The 16,818-nt window shown below is 62.7% G+C and carries 14 protein-coding genes and 1 pseudogene; 5 read left to right on the top strand and 10 right to left on the bottom strand.

Features of this window, described 5'->3' with window-relative positions:
* Nucleotides 1-31 precede the first annotated feature (31 nt).
* Nucleotides 32-1,288, bottom strand: coding sequence for a cyclopropane-fatty-acyl-phospholipid synthase family protein (locus QTA58_RS03965; protein ID WP_085422504.1), 1,257 nt, complete (start codon nucleotides 1,286-1,288; stop codon nucleotides 32-34).
* A gap of 171 nt (nucleotides 1,289-1,459) precedes the next feature.
* The gene (locus QTA58_RS03970; protein WP_289671803.1) at nucleotides 1,460-3,769 is read right to left on the bottom strand and encodes a Tex family protein; all 2,310 of its coding nucleotides are present in this window, start codon (nucleotides 3,767-3,769) and stop codon (nucleotides 1,460-1,462) included.
* 223 nt (nucleotides 3,770-3,992) lie between these two features.
* On the opposite strand from QTA58_RS03970, the gene QTA58_RS03975 reads away from it, so the two are divergent.
* The 3 genes from QTA58_RS03975 to QTA58_RS03985 all read left to right on the top strand — a co-directional run bounded on the left by QTA58_RS03975 (nucleotide 3,993) and on the right by QTA58_RS03985 (nucleotide 6,232).
* On the top strand, nucleotides 3,993-4,205 hold the full coding sequence (locus tag QTA58_RS03975; protein ID WP_085422502.1) for a hypothetical protein: 213 nt from the start codon (nucleotides 3,993-3,995) through the stop codon (nucleotides 4,203-4,205).
* A gap of 144 nt (nucleotides 4,206-4,349) precedes the next feature.
* The gene (purD, locus tag QTA58_RS03980; protein WP_289671804.1) at nucleotides 4,350-5,621 is read left to right on the top strand and encodes a phosphoribosylamine--glycine ligase; all 1,272 of its coding nucleotides are present in this window, start codon (nucleotides 4,350-4,352) and stop codon (nucleotides 5,619-5,621) included.
* 101 nt (nucleotides 5,622-5,722) lie between these two features.
* Entirely contained in the window at nucleotides 5,723-6,232 is a 510-nt protein-coding gene (locus QTA58_RS03985; protein ID WP_289671805.1) for a plant virulence effector HPE1-like domain-containing protein, read from the top strand.
* Between the two features lie 33 nt (nucleotides 6,233-6,265).
* Here QTA58_RS03985 and QTA58_RS03990 read toward each other — a convergent pair whose 3' ends face one another.
* The gene (locus tag QTA58_RS03990) at nucleotides 6,266-6,823 is read right to left on the bottom strand and encodes a DUF308 domain-containing protein (RefSeq protein ID WP_289671806.1); all 558 of its coding nucleotides are present in this window, start codon (nucleotides 6,821-6,823) and stop codon (nucleotides 6,266-6,268) included.
* Between the two features lie 139 nt (nucleotides 6,824-6,962).
* Between QTA58_RS03990 and QTA58_RS03995 the strand changes: the two genes are divergently transcribed.
* Both QTA58_RS03995 and QTA58_RS04000 read left to right on the top strand, forming a co-directional pair.
* Entirely contained in the window at nucleotides 6,963-7,565 is a 603-nt protein-coding gene (locus QTA58_RS03995; protein ID WP_289671807.1) for a TetR/AcrR family transcriptional regulator, read from the top strand.
* 352 nt (nucleotides 7,566-7,917) lie between these two features.
* Nucleotides 7,918-9,756, top strand: coding sequence for a methyl-accepting chemotaxis protein (locus QTA58_RS04000; RefSeq protein WP_289671808.1), 1,839 nt, complete (start codon nucleotides 7,918-7,920; stop codon nucleotides 9,754-9,756).
* 67 nt (nucleotides 9,757-9,823) lie between these two features.
* On the opposite strand, the gene QTA58_RS04005 is transcribed toward QTA58_RS04000, so the two are convergent.
* The 7 genes and pseudogenes from QTA58_RS04005 to QTA58_RS04035 form a co-directional block, all read right to left on the bottom strand.
* On the bottom strand, nucleotides 9,824-10,138 hold the full coding sequence (locus QTA58_RS04005; RefSeq protein WP_289671809.1) for a transcriptional regulator: 315 nt from the start codon (nucleotides 10,136-10,138) through the stop codon (nucleotides 9,824-9,826).
* A gap of 1 nt (nucleotide 10,139) precedes the next feature.
* Nucleotides 10,140-10,459: pseudogene (locus tag QTA58_RS04010) on the bottom strand (type II toxin-antitoxin system RelE/ParE family toxin).
* Between the two features lie 49 nt (nucleotides 10,460-10,508).
* Nucleotides 10,509-12,863: a glycine--tRNA ligase subunit beta gene (glyS, locus tag QTA58_RS04015; protein WP_289671811.1), complete on the bottom strand. Its 2,355-nt coding sequence runs from the start codon at nucleotides 12,861-12,863 to the stop codon at nucleotides 10,509-10,511.
* A 1-nt stretch (nucleotide 12,864) separates the two neighbouring features.
* Nucleotides 12,865-13,125: a DUF559 domain-containing protein gene (locus tag QTA58_RS04020; RefSeq protein WP_289673007.1), complete on the bottom strand. Its 261-nt coding sequence runs from the start codon at nucleotides 13,123-13,125 to the stop codon at nucleotides 12,865-12,867.
* Nucleotides 13,121-13,324 (bottom strand): DUF559 domain-containing protein, encoded by a 204-nt coding sequence (locus QTA58_RS04025; protein WP_289671812.1) that lies wholly within the window; start codon nucleotides 13,322-13,324, stop codon nucleotides 13,121-13,123. The genes QTA58_RS04020 and QTA58_RS04025 overlap by 5 nt, the downstream gene beginning before the upstream one ends.
* Nucleotides 13,325-13,573: 249 nt before the next feature.
* Complete coding sequence (locus tag QTA58_RS04030; RefSeq protein WP_289671813.1) at nucleotides 13,574-15,499, bottom strand: DUF2207 domain-containing protein; 1,926 nt, start codon at nucleotides 15,497-15,499, stop codon at nucleotides 13,574-13,576.
* 41 nt (nucleotides 15,500-15,540) lie between these two features.
* Nucleotides 15,541-16,815: a 3-phosphoshikimate 1-carboxyvinyltransferase gene (locus tag QTA58_RS04035; protein ID WP_289673009.1), complete on the bottom strand. Its 1,275-nt coding sequence runs from the start codon at nucleotides 16,813-16,815 to the stop codon at nucleotides 15,541-15,543.
* Nucleotides 16,816-16,818 lie beyond the last annotated feature (3 nt).

Raw genomic sequence — 16,818 nt, forward strand, 5'->3', positions numbered from 1 at the left:
GGTGAGGCCCGAAGTCCTGCGGTTCGAGTGCTCACACCGCGATCTTGTCGAGCGGCACGCGGCGCTGCTCGAAGGCCTTCAGTTCGGCTTCGCGCTCGTAGATATAGTTGCGGTTGTCCGGAACGGCGGTGCGCTTCTTGACGATCTGCATCTGGAAGATGAAGAACTTCTCGTGCGTGAAGGCCATTTCGGAGCCCGCGAGATAGAATTCCCACATGCGCACGAAACGCTCGTCGTAGATGGCGGCCGCCTTCTCCTTGTTCGCCATGAAGCGCTGACGCCAGTGGCGCAGCGTATAGGCGTAATGCATCGGCAGGATCTCGATGTCGGAGACCAGAAGGCCTGCCTTTTCCACGGCCGGCATCACTTCGGCGATCGACGGGATATAGCCGCCCGGGAAGATGTATTTCTCGATCCAGGGATTGTTGATGATCGCCGGATAGGGCTGGCCGATCGAATGCAGCAGCATGACGCCGTCATCGGCCAGCACGTCGTTCACCTTGTTGAAGAACTTGCGGTAGTTCAGCCGGCCGACATGCTCGAACATGCCGACGGAGACGATACGGTCGTAGCTCTTGTCGGCCGGCAGGTAGTAATAGTCCTGCAGCTCGAAGCGGACGCTGTTGGCAAGCCCGCGCTTGGCCGCGCGTTCCCGGGAAATCTTGAGCTGTTCCGTCGACAGCGTGATGCCCGTGACATCGACGCCGGAGGATTCGGCGAGATACATGGCCATGCCGCCCCAGCCGGAGCCGATCTCCAGCGCCTTCTGGCCGGGCTCGGCCAGAAGCTTGGCGACGATATGGCGCTTCTTGGCAAGCTGCGCCTCGTCGAGCGAAATGCCGGGAGGATTGAAATAGGCGCAGGAATACTGCCAGTCCTCGTCGAGGAAGAGCGAGAACAGCTTTTCATCCAGGTCGTAATGATGGGCGACGTTGCGCCGGTTGTGGTTGATCGGCACGCGATTGCGGAACTGGGACACGATGATGCGGGCGATGCCGCGCCAGATCATGCCGAAGCTCAGCCCCTGGGCCAGGGTGTTGTCCTTGACGAGCGCGAGAAGGTCGTAAATGTCGCCCTGCTCGACCAGCAGCCGACCCTCCATGTAAAGCTCGCCGAGCTTCAATTGCGGATCGTTGACCAGTTCCCGCTCGGCGGCCTCGTCGGTGAACCGGATGGTCACCGTCCTCCCCCCGCCGCCGCCGTAACGCTGCTCGCCACCCGAGCCGCGAACAGTCAGGGTACCGGTCTTGATGATTTTGTTGAGGAGATTGTGAAGGGACGAGGCCATGGACGCACCTCCTGGAATGCTAAGGCTGCCTTATCAATTGCAAAGAAATAGTACATTCCGCACAACATGCAAGCACATCGGCGCCACAAAAATGACACAAAAAATCCAGCCGTCAAATATGTTTGACGACTGCAGCTCCTGATTGATTTTTACGGGACAGGCCGGAGGTTTTTACTTCCGTTTCAACGCTTCCGCGAGTGCCGCGCCGAATGCGCCCTGCGAAGACGGTTTTTCCGTCTTCATGAACTTCGGATTCGCGGGCTTGCCGCGGTCGCCGCCGCGCGGTGTGGGCACCGGTTCGCCGCCATCCTTGCGCATGGAGAGCCCGATTCGCTTGCGCCTCACATCGACTTCCACGACGCGGACTTTCACCACATCGCCGGCCTTCACCACCTCGTGCGGATCCTTGACGAACCGGTCGGCGAGCTGGGAGACGTGCACGAGGCCGTCCTGATGCACGCCGATATCCACGAAGGCGCCGAAGGCCGCGACATTCGTCACCGTGCCTTCCAGCACCATGCCGGGCTTCAGGTCCTCGATCTCGTTGACGCCCTCGGCGAAAGTCGCGGTCTTGAAGCTCGGGCGCGGGTCGCGGCCGGGCTTTTCGAGCTCCGCGATGATGTCCTTCACCGTCGGCAGACCGAATTGCTCGTCGATGAACCTGCGCGGATCGAGAGCCTTCAGCGTGGCGCTGTCGCCCATCAGCGCACGCAGATCGCGGCCGCAGGCGGCAACGATCTTCTTGGCGACCCCGTAGGCTTCGGGATGGACGGCCGAGGAATCGAGCGGTTCCTTGCCGTTCGGAATGCGCAGGAAGCCGGCGGCCTGCTCGAAGGTGCGGTTGCCGAGGCGGGCGACCTTCAGTAGCTCCTTGCGGCTTTCGAACGGACCGTTCTCATCGCGATGAACGACGATCGCCTCGGCGATCGAGCGGCTGAGGCCCGAGACGCGGGCGAGCAGCGGCGCAGATGCCGTATTGAGATCGACGCCCACCGCGTTCACGGCGTCCTCGACCACCGCATCGAGCGAGCGGGAGAGTTTCCCCTGGTCGACGTCGTGCTGATACTGGCCGACGCCGATCGATTTCGGCTCGATCTTGACGAGCTCCGCCAGCGGATCCTGCAGCCGGCGGGCGATGGAGACGGCGCCGCGCAGCGATACGTCGAGCCCAGGGAATTCCGCAGCCGCGGTCTCGGATGCGGAATAGACGGAGGCGCCCGCTTCCGAGACGATGACCTTGGTCGGCTTGGTTCCCGAGGGGGACGCCGGCAGGCTTGCCAGCATGTCGGCCACCAGCTTTTCCGTCTCGCGGCTGCCGGTGCCGTTGCCGATCGCGATCAGCTCGACATTGTGCTTGCGGATCAGCGACGCGAGTTCCGCCTGGGTGCCGCGGATGTCGTTCTTCGGCGGGAACGGGTAGACGGTCGTGGTCTCGAGCAGCTTGCCGGTGCCGTCGACCACTGCGACCTTCACGCCGGTCCGGATGCCCGGATCAAGGCCCATCGTGGCCCGCGAGCCGGCTGGGGCGGCCAGGAGCAGGTCCTTCAGATTGCGGGCGAAGACGTGGATCGCCTCCTCCTCCGCCCGTTCGCGAAGCTCCCGCATCAGGTCGAGCGACAGGGATACGGAGAGCTTGACGCGCCATGTCCAGCCGGCGACGTCCATCAACCAGCGATCGGCCGCACCTCTATCGCGGATGTCGAAGGCGGCGGCGATGATGCGCTGCGCCGGCTTGACGGGCGACGGATCGTCGGCGTCGACCTCGATCGTCAGCGTCAGCACTTCCTCGTTCCAGCCGCGCAGCATGGCGAGCGCGCGATGGCCGGGGGCCGTCGCCCATCGTTCCGAATGGTCGAAATAGTCGGCGAACTTGGCGCCCTGCTCCTGCTTGCCGTCGACCACCCTGGCCTTCAGCAGCGCGCCGTCGCGCATGTGCTGGCGCAGCCGGCCGAGCAGGTCGGCATTTTCCGAGATCGTCTCGGCGACGATATCGCGCGCGCCGTCGAGCGCCGTCTTAACGTCCGTCACCTCGCCTGCGACATAGGCTTCGGCAAGCTTCGCGGGATCGGCGGCGCGGTCGGCCCAGATCGCTTCGGCGAGCGGCCCCAGGCCGCGCTCGCGGGCGATCTCGGCGCGCGTGCGGCGCTTCGGCTTGTAGGGAAGGTACAGGTCTTCCAGCTCCGCCTTTGTCGCCGCCCTGGCGATCCTTGCGGAGAGTTCGTCGGTCATCTTGCCCTGCGAGGTGATCGATTCGACGATCGACACGCGCCGGGCTTCCAGCTCGCGCAGATAGACGAGACGTTCCGAAAGGGTACGGAGCTGCGTGTCGTCCAGCCCGCCGGTGACTTCCTTGCGGTAGCGCGCGATGAAGGGAACGGTCGCGCCCTCGTCGATCAGCCCGATCGCGGCAGCGGCTTGTTCCGGGCGGGCATTGATCTCGGCAGCGATCGCAGCGGCAAGAAAACGGATATCGGCGGCCATGCATGTCCTCTTCTGAAACCGGATGCGCGACCATAGTCGAAGTTTTCGGCAAGGCAACCAAGGGGGCCGAAGGTCCACAATTTGGATGGAGGCGTCCCAAAACGGGAAAGGCTTGACGATCTGCTAACCTCGGTGCTGTGGAAAAGACGCCGCCCGCTCTCACGTTCCCACGTCCGGAATTACATTTTCCGAGTCGCATGATGCGGCGAGCAAGGAGGTATGTATGCCTAGCAAGACAGCCAGGACTCTGGCATTCGAAACGACGGTTGCGAATGAAGAGCTCGAAGCCATCATTTGCTATCTCACCCAAAAACTGGACGGCGCAGCCTCGCGAAACGAACCGGTGCCTTTCCTGGCGTACCGAAACAGGATGATATTCCAGGCGGCGCTCGACATCCGCCGGAACGACAATATGCGGAGGGGAAAAGAAATATAGGTTCGCTTACGTGATGGCCTCATCGATCATGGCGTGCCCGCCATGGGATGAGAGGCCATCGCGGGGCCTTGGCCCTTGACCTTTGCCGCCCCTCCCCTTAACCGCCCGGTAGTACAATTCTTCAGGCGCAAACGAGGGCGAGGCATGAAGGTTCTCTTGATCGGTTCGGGCGGACGCGAGCATGCGCTCGCCTGGAAACTCGCCCAATCCCCGAAACTCGCGAAACTCTACGCCGCGCCCGGCAATCCCGGCATCGCCGAACATGCCGATCTCGTGGCGCTCGACATCGACGATCATCCGGCCGTCGCATCCTTCTGCCTCGAAAATCAGATCGATCTCGTCGTGGTCGGGCCGGAAGCACCGCTTGTGGCCGGGCTCGCCGATGTCCTTCGCGCCGAAAACATCGCGGTCTTCGGGCCTTCCGCCGCCGCAGCCCAGCTCGAGGGCTCGAAAGGCTTCACCAAGGATCTCTGCGCCCGCTACGGCATTCCGACCGGCGCCTATCGCCGCTTTTCCGATGCAACCGGGGCGAAATCCTATATCAGGGAACAGGGCGCACCGATCGTCGTCAAGGCGGACGGGCTTGCCGCCGGCAAGGGCGTGACGGTCGCCATGACGCTCGACGAGGCGCTGGCGGCGATCGACGACTGTTTCGACGGCGCGTTCGGTTCGGCCGGCGCGGAGGTCGTGGTGGAGGCCTATCTCGACGGCGAAGAGGCAAGCTTCTTCTGCCTCTCCGACGGCAAGACGGCGCTGGCGCTCGCCACCGCCCAGGACCACAAGCGCGTCGGCGACGGCGATACCGGGCCGAACACCGGCGGCATGGGCGCCTATTCCCCGGCCCCCGTCATGACGCCGGAGATGGTGTCCCGCACGATGACGGAGATCATCGAGCCGACCATCCGCGGCATGGGAGCAAGCGGCTATCCCTTCACCGGCGTCTTCTTCGCCGGACTGATGATCACGGCGAAGGGACCGGAGCTCATCGAATACAATATCCGCTTCGGCGATCCGGAATGCCAGGCGCTGATGATGCGGCTCAAGAGCGACCTGCTGGAACTTCTCCATGCCGCCGCGACCGGGACGCTCGATCGCGTTGCCGCCGAATGGAGCGACGACGCGGCTCTGACCGTCGTAATGGCCTCGAAAGGCTATCCGGGCTCCTACGAGAAGAACACGCTGATCGCCCGCCTGCCGGAAACATCGGCCGGCGAGAAGATCTTTCACGCTGGCACGGCCCTGAAAGACGGTTCGCTCGTCGCGACCGGCGGGCGCGTGCTCAACGTGACCGCCACGGGCCGAACGGTCGCGGAGGCCAAGGATCGCGCCTACGCGCTCGCCGGCAAGGTGGAATGGGAGAACGGCTTCTGCCGCAGGGATATCGGCTGGCGTGCCGTCGCACGCGAGCAGAACTGAGCACGCTGCGGCTGCGGATTCATTCAAAATTTACCGACTATCCTGACGGGATCGAAACGAAGCGGCGTTATTTCTTTGGAACTCAAGGAAGGATTCCGGTCATGCGTCTCGTTCTCACGACGGTTCTGGTGTTTGCAAGCAGTGCGGCTTTCGCCTCATCCATCATGGAGATGGGAGGCACCCAGCGCTTCAGCAGCAGCATTGTCGAGAAGCGTTGCGCCGACTGTCCGGTCACAGAGGCGAAGGCCGACGAATCCACCTACAAGGTTCCCGAGCTGGCGCCGGGCACCCAGAAGATGGAAATCGTCGACATCAACGGCGAGAAGAAGCTCGCGCGCACCGAAGCCTGGCTCGGCGGCTCGCCTGTGATCTATGTCAGCAAGCTGCCCGAATGGCTGGCCGGCGAGAAGGCCGTCGCTGAGATTCATCCGACGACCAACGGTTCGACCGAAATGCAGATCGAGGAGGCGGAAGCCTCCGGCGACGGCATCGACGTCGCAGCCACCACCAGTGCCGTCGAGGCCATCAGCAAGGCGGATACCGGGATTATCGAGGCATCCGCCATCCAGAAGCCGCTGGCGCTCGACACGTTCCAGCTTCGCTTCAACTGATCCAAGGTCAGGACTCATTGGGCCAATGCGGCCCTACGCATGGGCCTTGCGATAGCTTGCGACCACAAGCCAGATTGCGGAAAGCAGGAAGTAGAACGCGCCGAACCCCGCATACGGGACGATATCCAGAATCGTCGGCGCAACGGTGCCGAGGGATCGGCTGATCATGAAGCCGCCGGCAAGAGCCGATTGCGCACCGCTCAGGATCATCACCCACTGGGCGCCATAGGCACGCCAGCGCCTCACTCCCGTGTAGAGTTGCAGCAGACCCGAAAGGATCGCCCAAACCCCGAACACCGCCAGAACGGCGTAGGTGCTATTGCTGACCGCGACGATGACGGCGAGCGTCGTGATGACGCTGACCACGACATTCAACGCCTGGGACGGATTGGCCTTCAGGCCGCCGTTGACCCGGGCGTCGACCAGATTGGCGAGGCCGTCCCATACGGGATAGATCGCCAGCAGAAGGGCGGCGGTGCGGGGTTGCCCCCCGAAGAAAACGGCGGCGGCAATCCACGCGATCGAGAATAAGGCGCGTATGAAATAATAGGATCGCAGCCACGTGGACTGGGTCAAAGAATGGCTTTGCATCGGCAGGCTCCTTGTTGTTGCCTCCCTACTAGTAGGTAGCCTAATTTTGGAGTCAACGCGACGCGCGAACACCTCTTCGTGAGAAACCGGAGTACAGAAACAGCCTTGACAACCTGCCTACCAGAAGGTAGGCAGCCCCATGAAATCAACGGCTTCGACTTCGGAAAAAATCCTCGACATCGCGCAGTCTCTGATTGTGGCGGGCGGCTATAACGGCTTCAGCTATGCCGACATCTCGGCTGCCATCGGCATCAGGAAGGCGAGCATCCACCATCACTTTCCGACGAAGGCCGAGCTGGTCTCGGTTCTGGTGAGCCGCTACAGGCAGCAGACGGAGGCGGGCTTGAAGTCTCTGCGCGAACAAATCTCAAGCCCTGCCGAGCAATTGCAGTCCTATATGAACTACTGGCATTCGTGCATTCGGGATGCCTCGCTGCCTTTCTGCGTCTGCGCGATGCTTGCGAGCGAGATGCAGATGCTTCCGGAAGAGGTCGCGTCACGCGTCCGTGCCCATTTCCACGGCCTCGCGGAATGGCTTACGTCGGTGCTGCAAGCCGGCGTCGAGCAGGACCTGTTCCGGTTGGACAAGCGGCCGGAAGAGGAGGCCCAGATTCTGATGGCCTCGGTTCATGGCGCAATGCTCTCCGCCAGGGCTTTCGGCGATCCCGAACTGTTCATCGCAATCGTCGCCCCCCAGCTCGCCAGCCTGCGGATATCCGATTCCAGGAAACTGCGGGGCTAAGATCGTCAGCAGATGACCACCCGGAGCCAGTCTCCGTCGCCTTCACTCAATCAATTATCGTTATTACTAAATTAGATAATAATAATATTTACAGAGCAAAAAGTGCTTCGGCAAATATAATTTCGCGTGATGCGTGAATCTTCGCCTCCTCACGGCAGATTTGCCTAAATTATTGTCTGTTTCGGCCGCCAAAGCACGCATAATTAAATTTTTATTCAAGTATAGCGCGTCACTCTATCGTTACCAGTGCGATGTGAGCACGTGCCGGCGCAGGAAGCGCCTTCCCCAAAACCCCCTCGTTCCGCTCCGGCTCCCCTCCGGGAGATTTCGGCTGCCTGAAAGTGAGTCGAAAATGAAGAATCTCAAGATCTCCCACCAGTTGCTCGGCATGGTGGCCGTGCTGATGGTGGCGTTCGCCGCCGTGACCTATTATCAGATCCGCACCTCGGTGGCGGCGATCTATGAAGAGCGCTACGACATGCTGCGCACGCAGGTCGAATCCGGCATTTCCATCCTGCAATCCTATTACGACCGGGAAAAGTCCGGAGAACTCAGCCACGAGGATGCCCAGAAATACGCCTATGCGGCGGTTGCCGGCATCAAATACGAGCCGGCAGGCTACATTTTCGGCCTGAACTACGACACCGTGACGCAGTTTCACTACAACCCGAAACTGGTCGGCGTGAACCAGAAGGGCCAGCCGGACAAGATGGGCAACCTCTTCCGCGAGGAGCTCGTCGCCAAGGGCCGTGCCGGCGGCGGCATCACCCTCTACTACTGGGAAAAACCCGGCATGCCCGCCGACCAGGTCTTCGAGAAGGCGGCCTATTCGCGGGCTTTCGAACCCTGGCAGATCATCGTCGCGACCGGCGTCTATACCGACGATCTCGACGCCAAGATCAACACTGCCATCTGGCAGGTCGTCGGCATCGGCTTCCTCGCCTTCCTCTTCGCGCTGGCCGCCGCCTTCTACGTGATCCGCAACATCACCCGGCCGCTCGCCGCCGTTCACGACGCGCTGCAGGCCGTCGCGGACGAGGACGTCAAGACCGAGATCCCGCACACCGAAATGTCCAACGAAGTGGGCATGATGGCCAAGGCGACCCAGGCGCTGCAGGAAAAGATCCGCGAGCGCCATGCCATGGCCGAGCGCGAGGCGAAGCAGCAGCAGGAACTCGACCGCGAACGCCAGCAGAACCTTTCCCTGCAGCAGCAGGATGCAGCCGAGCAGGCTCGCGTCGTCTCCACCATCGGCCAGGCGCTCGAAGCGCTCGCCACCGGCGACCTCACCGTCCGCTGCAGCGATCTCGGGCCCCGTTACGAGGCGCTGCGCCACAACTTCAACGAGGCGCTCGCGCATCTCGAAGCGGCCATGGCCAAGGTCAATGCCAAGGGCATCGATATCGGCGGCTCGAAAGAGGAAATCCGCCGCGCTTCCAACGAGCTGTCGCAGCGCACCGAGCGCCAGGCCGCCAACCTGGAAGAGACGTCCGCCGCGCTCGACGAACTGGCGGTCGCCGTCCGCCAGACAGCCGAAGGCGCTCATGAGGCCGCCCAGCGCGTGACCTCGGTCAGCACCGAAGCCAACCGCTCCGACCAGATCGTCGCCCAGGCGATCGAGGCCATGGGCGGCATCGAGCATTCGTCGGAAGAAATCTCGAAGATCATCGGCGTGATCGACGACATCGCCTTCCAGACCAACCTGCTGGCGCTGAATGCCGGTGTCGAGGCTGCCCGCGCCGGCGAATCCGGCAAGGGTTTTGCAGTCGTCGCCCAGGAAGTCCGCGAACTGGCGCAGCGCTCCGCCGCTGCCGCCAAGGAGATCAAGGACCAGATTTCCCGTTCGTCCGGCCAGGTGCAGAACGGCGTCCGGCTGGTGGGCGAAGCAGGCGAGGCGCTGAAGCGCATCTCCAGCCAGGTGAAGGCCGCAAGCGAGATTGTAGGCAAGATCGCCCATTCGGCTTCCGAACAGGACACGACGCTGCGCTCGATCTCCTCGTCGCTGAACCAGCTCGACGCGGCGACCCAGCACAATGCCGCCATGGCCGAGGAAACCACCGCCTCGGCGGAAGCGCTCGCTTCCGACACCGACGAGCTGCTCAACCTGATCCGCAGCTTCCGCGTTGCGAATGCCGACGCCGGCGCAACCGGGCTTCACCACGCGGCGCAGAAGATGCGCAGGGCAAGCTGAGCCAAACCTTCAAGGGGGGCAGAGGAACCGCCGGGCGCAAGCCCGGCGGTTTTGTTTTGTCGATGAATCAGGCGGCAGCGACCGCAAGGTGGATGCCCGAACTTTCCTGCAACTGCCGGATAACACTGAAGAGATTGTCGGCCCGCGGGTTACCTTTCGGCCCGAACATGCGCATCAGGCTTTTGGCAGGCATGCCCACCTTCTCAGCCAACGCCTCAAAACCGATGGTCGCATTGATGAAATCGCGCAGAACGCTCTTGCCGGTATCGAGATCGCCATCGAGAAGAAGTTCCACGGCATCGGACAGCAAGGCAGCCCGAAACGCCGGGTCCTGATCCAGGCGAGCCTTGACCGTTTCCTTGAATTCCCGTGTCAGCGCCATGTCAGTCTCCTTTCCTGGATTTGTAATCCCGCCAATAGGCTTGCGCGGTCTCGATATCATTCTGCTGGCGTTGCTTCGTGCCGCCCGCCAAGAGGACCACCAATTGCTCTCCGTCCCGGCCAAAGTAGATCCGGTAACCCGGCCCGTAGTCGATCCGGTACTCCGACACTCCCGAACCAACGGATTTAACGTTCGAGAGATTGCCCTGTCCGATGCGAGCCAGAGCGACCGTCACTTTGGAGGCAGCGCGGGATTCGATATCGGCAAACCACCGTCGAACGGGCTCGATCCTTTCCGGTCCAGATATTCGGTGATCTTCATTGGCAGATGGTAACATATATGTAACCATCTGCCAATCGGTTTGCAAGAATCAGCCGCTGATCTTCGAGAAATCGGCGACCGTGCCGGTCGCTTCGCGGATGGCCTTCAGGAGCGCCAGGCGGTTGGCGCGGATCGCGGCGTCCTCGTCGTTGACCAGAACATCCTCAAAGAACCGGTCCACCGGTGCGCGGAGCTTCGACAGGGCCTCCATGGCCGAGCGAAAGTCTTCCTTTGCGATGGCGTCGGATGCCTCCTTCGAGGCGGCGGTGATGGCAGACCAGAGCGCCTTTTCGGCGTCGAGCGTCAACAGCTCTTCCGAAACGCCATCCGCGATGACCGTGCCCTTCTTCTCTTCAGCGGCGAGAAGCTGCACGGCGCGCTTGGTGCCGGCGAGCAGGTTCTTGCCGTCTTCCGACGTGATGAACGCCGTCAGCGCCTCGACGCGGCGGGCGACCAGCAACAGGTCATCGACATCCGGCGTGAGCACCGCATCGATGATATCGTAGCGCGCGCCTATGTCACGCAAATAGACCTTCAGACGGTCGTGGAAGAAGGAAAGGAGGTCTGCAGCTTTTTCCTCTCCCCAACCAGGGTAGAAAGCTGCGATTGCATAATCATCTTCCGGATCGAGTGCTTTTACCGATCCTCCAAAACGAGCAGAAAGATCGTCGACGAAATCATCCTGAACTCCCTGATCTTTCAGTTCGTCAATTCTCTCCAAAGAGGAGAATTTGTCGGCGTAATAGAGTTCGGCAAGCAAGCGGTAGAATGATCGCGTAAGAAATTCTTTTAGCGGCAGCCTAACCTTCCGCTCCAACAGAATTCGCACCACGCCCAATGCAGCGCGGCGGAGCGCGAACGGATCCTTGGAGCCTGTCGGCTTTTCGTCGATGGCCCAGAAGCCGACGAGCGTATCGAGCTTGTCGGCGAGCGCGACCGTGATCGCAACCTTGTCGTCCGGCACGCGGTCGGACGGGCCCTGCGGCTTGTAGTGATCCTCGATCGCGGCGGCAACGGAAGGATTCTCGCCCTGCAACGTCGCGTACTTGCGGCCCATCAACCCCTGCAGTTCGGGGAATTCGCCCACCGCTTCGGTGCGCAGATCGGCCTTCGCCAGCACGGCGGCGCGATCGACAAGCGTCGGATCGGCACCGACGATCGGCGCCAATTGCTGGGCCAGGTCGCGGATACGGCGGACGCGCTCGCCCTGCGTGCCGAGCTTGGCATGGAACGTCACGTTCAGCGCGTCGAGCTTCGCCATGCGCTGGTCGAGCGGCTTCTTGAGATCGAGGTCGAATTTCTTGGCGGACTCGACCAGCGTGCCGAGGTCCGGCAGGTCGCCCTGGTCGCGGGTCCAGAAATGCCTGGCATCCGAAAGGCGCGCACGCACCACCTTGCCGTTGCCGTGGACGATCTCCTTGCCGCCGTCCTTCGCCTCGATGTTCGAGACCAGGATGAAGCGGTTGGAAAGGCCCTCGCCGCCCTGAGGCCGCGTGACGAAACATTTCTGGTTCGTCTTGATGGTCAGACGGATGATTTCCGACGGGATTCCGAGATATTCCTTCTCGAACTCGCCCATCAGCACATGCGGCCACTCGACGAGGCCGGAGACCTCCTCCAAGAGGCCCTCGTCCTCGATGAGATCGAGGCCGCTCGCGAAGGCGAGGTCGCGCGCGTCGTGCAGGATCACGTCCTTGCGGCGATCTGCATCCAGCATGACCTTCGCCTTTTCGAGGCTCGATGCGTAATCCTCGAACCGGCGCACGGTGATCGCTTCAGGCGCATGGAAGCGATGGCCATAGGTGACGTTGCTTGCCGTCAGCCCGTCGATTTCGAACGGGATGACCTGGGTCTCCTCATGCTCCGGACCGAAGACGCAGACGATCGACTGCAGCGGGCGCACCCAGCGCAGGCTTTCCGGGCCCTTGCCTTCGATGCCGGCGTAACGCATGCCTTTCGGCATGGAGGCAGCCCCCCAGCGCATCGATTTCGGCCAGGGGAAGTTGCGGATGATGCCGGGCATGACGTCGGCGATGATCTCCTCCGCCGGGCGGCCGGGCCTGGAGATGACGGCGACGTAGAAATCGCCTTTCTTCGGATCGCTGACAACCTGGGCTTCCGACACCGACGAGAGACCTGCGCCACGCAAGAAACCTTCGATCGCCTTTTCCGGCGCGTCGGTGCGCGGGCCCTTGCGCTCCTCGCGCTGATCGGCGGAACGGGCCGTCAGGCCGCGGATATCGAGGGTCAGGCGGCGCGGCGTCCAATATTCGCGCGCGCCCTCATAGGTCAGACCCGCTTCCACCAGCGCGTCGGTGACGAGCTTTTTGAGATCTCCCGCGGCCTTGCGCTGCATGCGGGCGGGAATTTCCTCCGAGCGGAGTTCGAGAAGCAGATCGGGCATGTCACTTTTCCTCACCCTCCCCTTGAGGGGGAGGGTCGGACCGAAGGTCCGGTATGGGGTGAAAATCGTGCGCCTCTGCTAGCAAAGTTAATCGCTCTTGCACAATGGCAAATATCGTATCGAGGACTGCTTCCAGTTCTTCCAGAACTTCGTGATTCCAGAACCGGATGACGTGATAGCCCTGCTTGTCGAGAAAAGCAGTACGTTTCTCATCATAATGCCTTGCAGCATCCCCGGCGTGCTGGCCGCCGTCGAGTTCAATCGATCAGTCCTATTTGATGGCAGGCAAAATCTGCAAAATACGGGCCTATCGGAACTTGCCGACGGAAATGCGTACCTTCGATGGGGATACGCCAAAGATGATGCCAAAGCTTTGCCTCAGCGTCGGTTGTGCCTTTGCGCAGACGGCGGGCGTTGGCGATCTTGAAGCGGGTAATTTTTGACGCCTTGTTCTTGACCATCTCACCCGACCAAAATTCAATCTCAAGATCAGCATATCGGATATGAGCAGGCCGTCGAGGCAGACACTCACCCTCCCCTTGAGGGGGAGGGTCGAACGGAAGGTTCGGGGTGGGGTGATTGCTGCGATGCGCATCGGGTCACCCCCACCCGCCGCTTCGCGGCGACCTCCCCCCTCAAGGGGGAGGTGACGTTATGCCGAATCGTCACCGCCAAAAATCAACGGCCAAGCCACGGCACACCTATCGAGCTTACCATCCCCCTCCGCCGCCGCCACCTCCCCCGCCGCCGGAGGAGCCGCCGGAAAAGCCGGAGGAGGACGAGGAGGATTTGGGCGCGGGAATGGTCGAGGCGATGGTGGAGGCCATCGAGGACGAAAAGCCGCCGATGCGGTCGCCGAAGTTCGAATAATTGCCGCTGTACCAGCCGGGCGCATAGGACGCCGCGGCAGCGCCCGCCGCGGCCGTCGCGAGCCATGTCTCGAAGGCGCGGCTCCACGGCTTTTCGACGCCGAGCGCCACCGCGTAGGGCAGCAGCGTTTCGAAATGCTGCGGCGACATGGCCGGCGCGCCCGCCATGTTCATCCGGTCCTTTTCCGCCAGCGTCAGATAGGTGCGCAGGCCCTCGATGCCGTCCATCAACTTGCGGCCGAGCGGCGTCGGCGCGCCCATCAGGAAGAAGAAGATGACGTTCGCAAGCACGATGCCGCCCACCGCCACCAGCATCGGCCAATGGTCGCTGCCGGTCATCTCCGACATGATCGCCACCAGCAGAGCCGAGCCGATCGACAAGGCGACAAGCCCAATGAAACCGAGGATCACGATCGAGACGATCTTGGAGAGGAGCGAGGAGCCGCGGCGCAGGCCCTTGCCGAGGCTGACCGCAAAGATGCCGAAGAAGACGGCGAAGAAGGCCGGCACGATCAGCATGCCGATCATGTCCGGCTCGAGATTGCCGAAGACGATCAGCGCCAGAACGGCGAGCACGCTCAGCACCACGCCGCCTACCACATAACCCGTATTGGCCTTGTAATATCGGCCGCGATGCTCCTTCTCGATCGCATTGCGGAAGCTCGCCCCCACGGATTGCACCGTCGTGCCGTGAGCCTCGTCGATGACCAGGCTCCGCCCCGGTCCGCCGACCGAGCCGAGGATGGAAGCCTGGCCGATCGGCAGGTTTTTGGGCGCGGCCTTGTCCGTTCGCCGGATGACGATCTTTTCCTTGAGGTCCTCCAGCTTCACATAGCCTTTCACCGCGAGATCGAGGGCGCTCGCGGAAAAGGCCGTCCAGCCGCCGCCTGAAAATCCCTTGTTCTCGATATAGTTGACGAGCGCCGGCGAGATGCCGTCCGGGGCGTCCCAGCGCGGCACCATGACGCCGCGCGCGGGATCACGCCCGACACGGGTCCAGAAAAAGAAATAATAGCCGATGACGAGGATCAGACCACCGAAACCCAGGAAGAGGTTGAGATTGTCGCGGAACCACCAGGAGCGCTCCTGATCGGCGGATGGCGGCGCGACGATGCCCTTCGGAAACCCGACGACGATGGTAAGGCCTTCCTGCTCGCCGAGCGGGCGGGTCGTTGCAAAGACCGCCTCGTTGCCGTTCGCCTGCATGCGCACGTTGCGGGCGGTGGAACCGAGCGGACCGGTATAGGCGGCGGTCTGAGTGATCCGGCCGGCCGGAAGCGTTATCCGCGCCGAAGCCCCGGCGATGCGGAACAGCCAGCCGTTGCCGGTGACGTTCCAGTAAAGCTCGTCGTGATCGTCGAAATAACGGATCTGCCGGTCGGTCCGGTAGGTGAAGACATAGGTGTGTTCGCCGTTCCTCAGAAGCGTGTCTTCGGAGCCGGCATAGATGCGGATGCCGCCCGTCACCGTTTCGGTGTGCCAGGGCTCGCGCTGCCCGTCCCGCGTGACCGAGACGACATCGAAACCGACACGCACCGTGCGGCCGTTCGCATCCACCATGGTCAGCGGGAAATCGCGAAAGATGCCGCGCCTGATGTTGCGGCCTTCGGCATTGACGGTGATCGTTTCGGAAACCGTCAATTCGCCGTTCCGGGCGATCTCGATGTCAGAATGGTAGGCGCGGATATATTCCTCCGCCCGGACCGGCGGCGCCACCGAGAGGCAGAACAAAAGCGCAAGCCAGAAACCGGAAAACCACCGCACCACGCGTTCCTCCCCTCGGCGCCCGGACCGATCCCCTTTGGCGCCTATTCGATGTCCGTGTACGAAACCCCGAGCGAGGCCAGCACGTCCCAATAGGTCGGAAACGTCTTGGCGACGCAATCCGGATCGAGAATGGTGATGCCGCCGATCTTCAGACCCGCCAAAGCGAAGCTCATGGCGATGCGGTGGTCGGCGAAGGTGTTGATCTCGGCCGGCAGGGTCTGGCCGGCGAGCGACGGATCGGAGGCGACGATCAGGTCGTCCCCCTCTTCCGTGGCAAGGCCCTCGCGAATGGCGGTGAGGCCGAGCGACAGCGCCCGCACCCGGTCGCATTCCTTGACGCGCAGGTTGGCGATGCCGGTGAAGCGCACCGGCGTCTCGTTGAAAGCGGCGAGAACGGCGAGCGTCGGCACGGCGTCCTGCATCTGCGAGCCGTCGATCTCCGCCGGCAGATGCGGGAATGTCGAGATGACATCGAACGCCTTGGCATCCGGCTGGGTGAAGGCATCGTTCGGCACGCCGAGATCGATCCTGCCACCGGTCAGAATTTCCGCCGCCCAGAGGTAGGTCGCGGCAGAGGCATCCGGCTCGATGACGAAATCCGCGGCCTTGTAGCCGGTCGGCTCGACCTTCCAGGTCGCGGCGTCGATCTGCTCCACCCTGGCGCCGAAGGCCTGCATGGCGGCAAGCGTCAGGTCGACATAACCGCGCGCGCCGATCTCGGCACCGGCAAGCGCCACGGTGACCGGCGCATTGGCGCCTTTCGGCGCAAGTGGCGCGGCCATCAGCAGGGCGGAAACGTACTGGCTCGACAGGCCGGCATCGATCTCCACCCGGCCCGAAGCGAAATGGCCGTTGCCGCGCACGGTGACCGGCGGGCAGCCGGTCGGCGCCTCGACGTTGATCCCGAGCGACTTGAGCGCGGCGACCAGCGGGCCGATCGGCCGTTTGCGCATGTGCTCGTCGCCATCGACCACGACCGTACCGTCGACCGAGGCGACCGCTGCGGTGAGAAAGCGGGTCGCCGTGCCGGCATTGCCGAGGAAGAGCGGCGCGGAAGGCGGCAGAAGCTTGCCGGTGCCGGTCACCACGAAGGTCGTTTCGTCCGGCTGCTCGATCGTCACACCCATGGCCCGGAGCGCTTCCGCCATATAACGCGTGTCGTCGCTTCTGAGCGCCCCGGTCAGCCGGCTGGTGCCCTCGGCAAGCCCGGCGAGCAGCAATGCGCGGTTGGTGATCGACTTTGAACCCGGAGGCACGGCGCGCCCGATGAGCGGCTTGCCCGGCGGCAATATGGTGAGTTTGGCTCTGCCCATGATGAT

The organism is Neorhizobium sp. CSC1952 (genome assembly GCF_030378245.1).
In the GTDB taxonomy this organism is placed as follows: Bacteria; Pseudomonadota; Alphaproteobacteria; order Rhizobiales; family Rhizobiaceae; genus Neorhizobium; species Neorhizobium oryzae_A.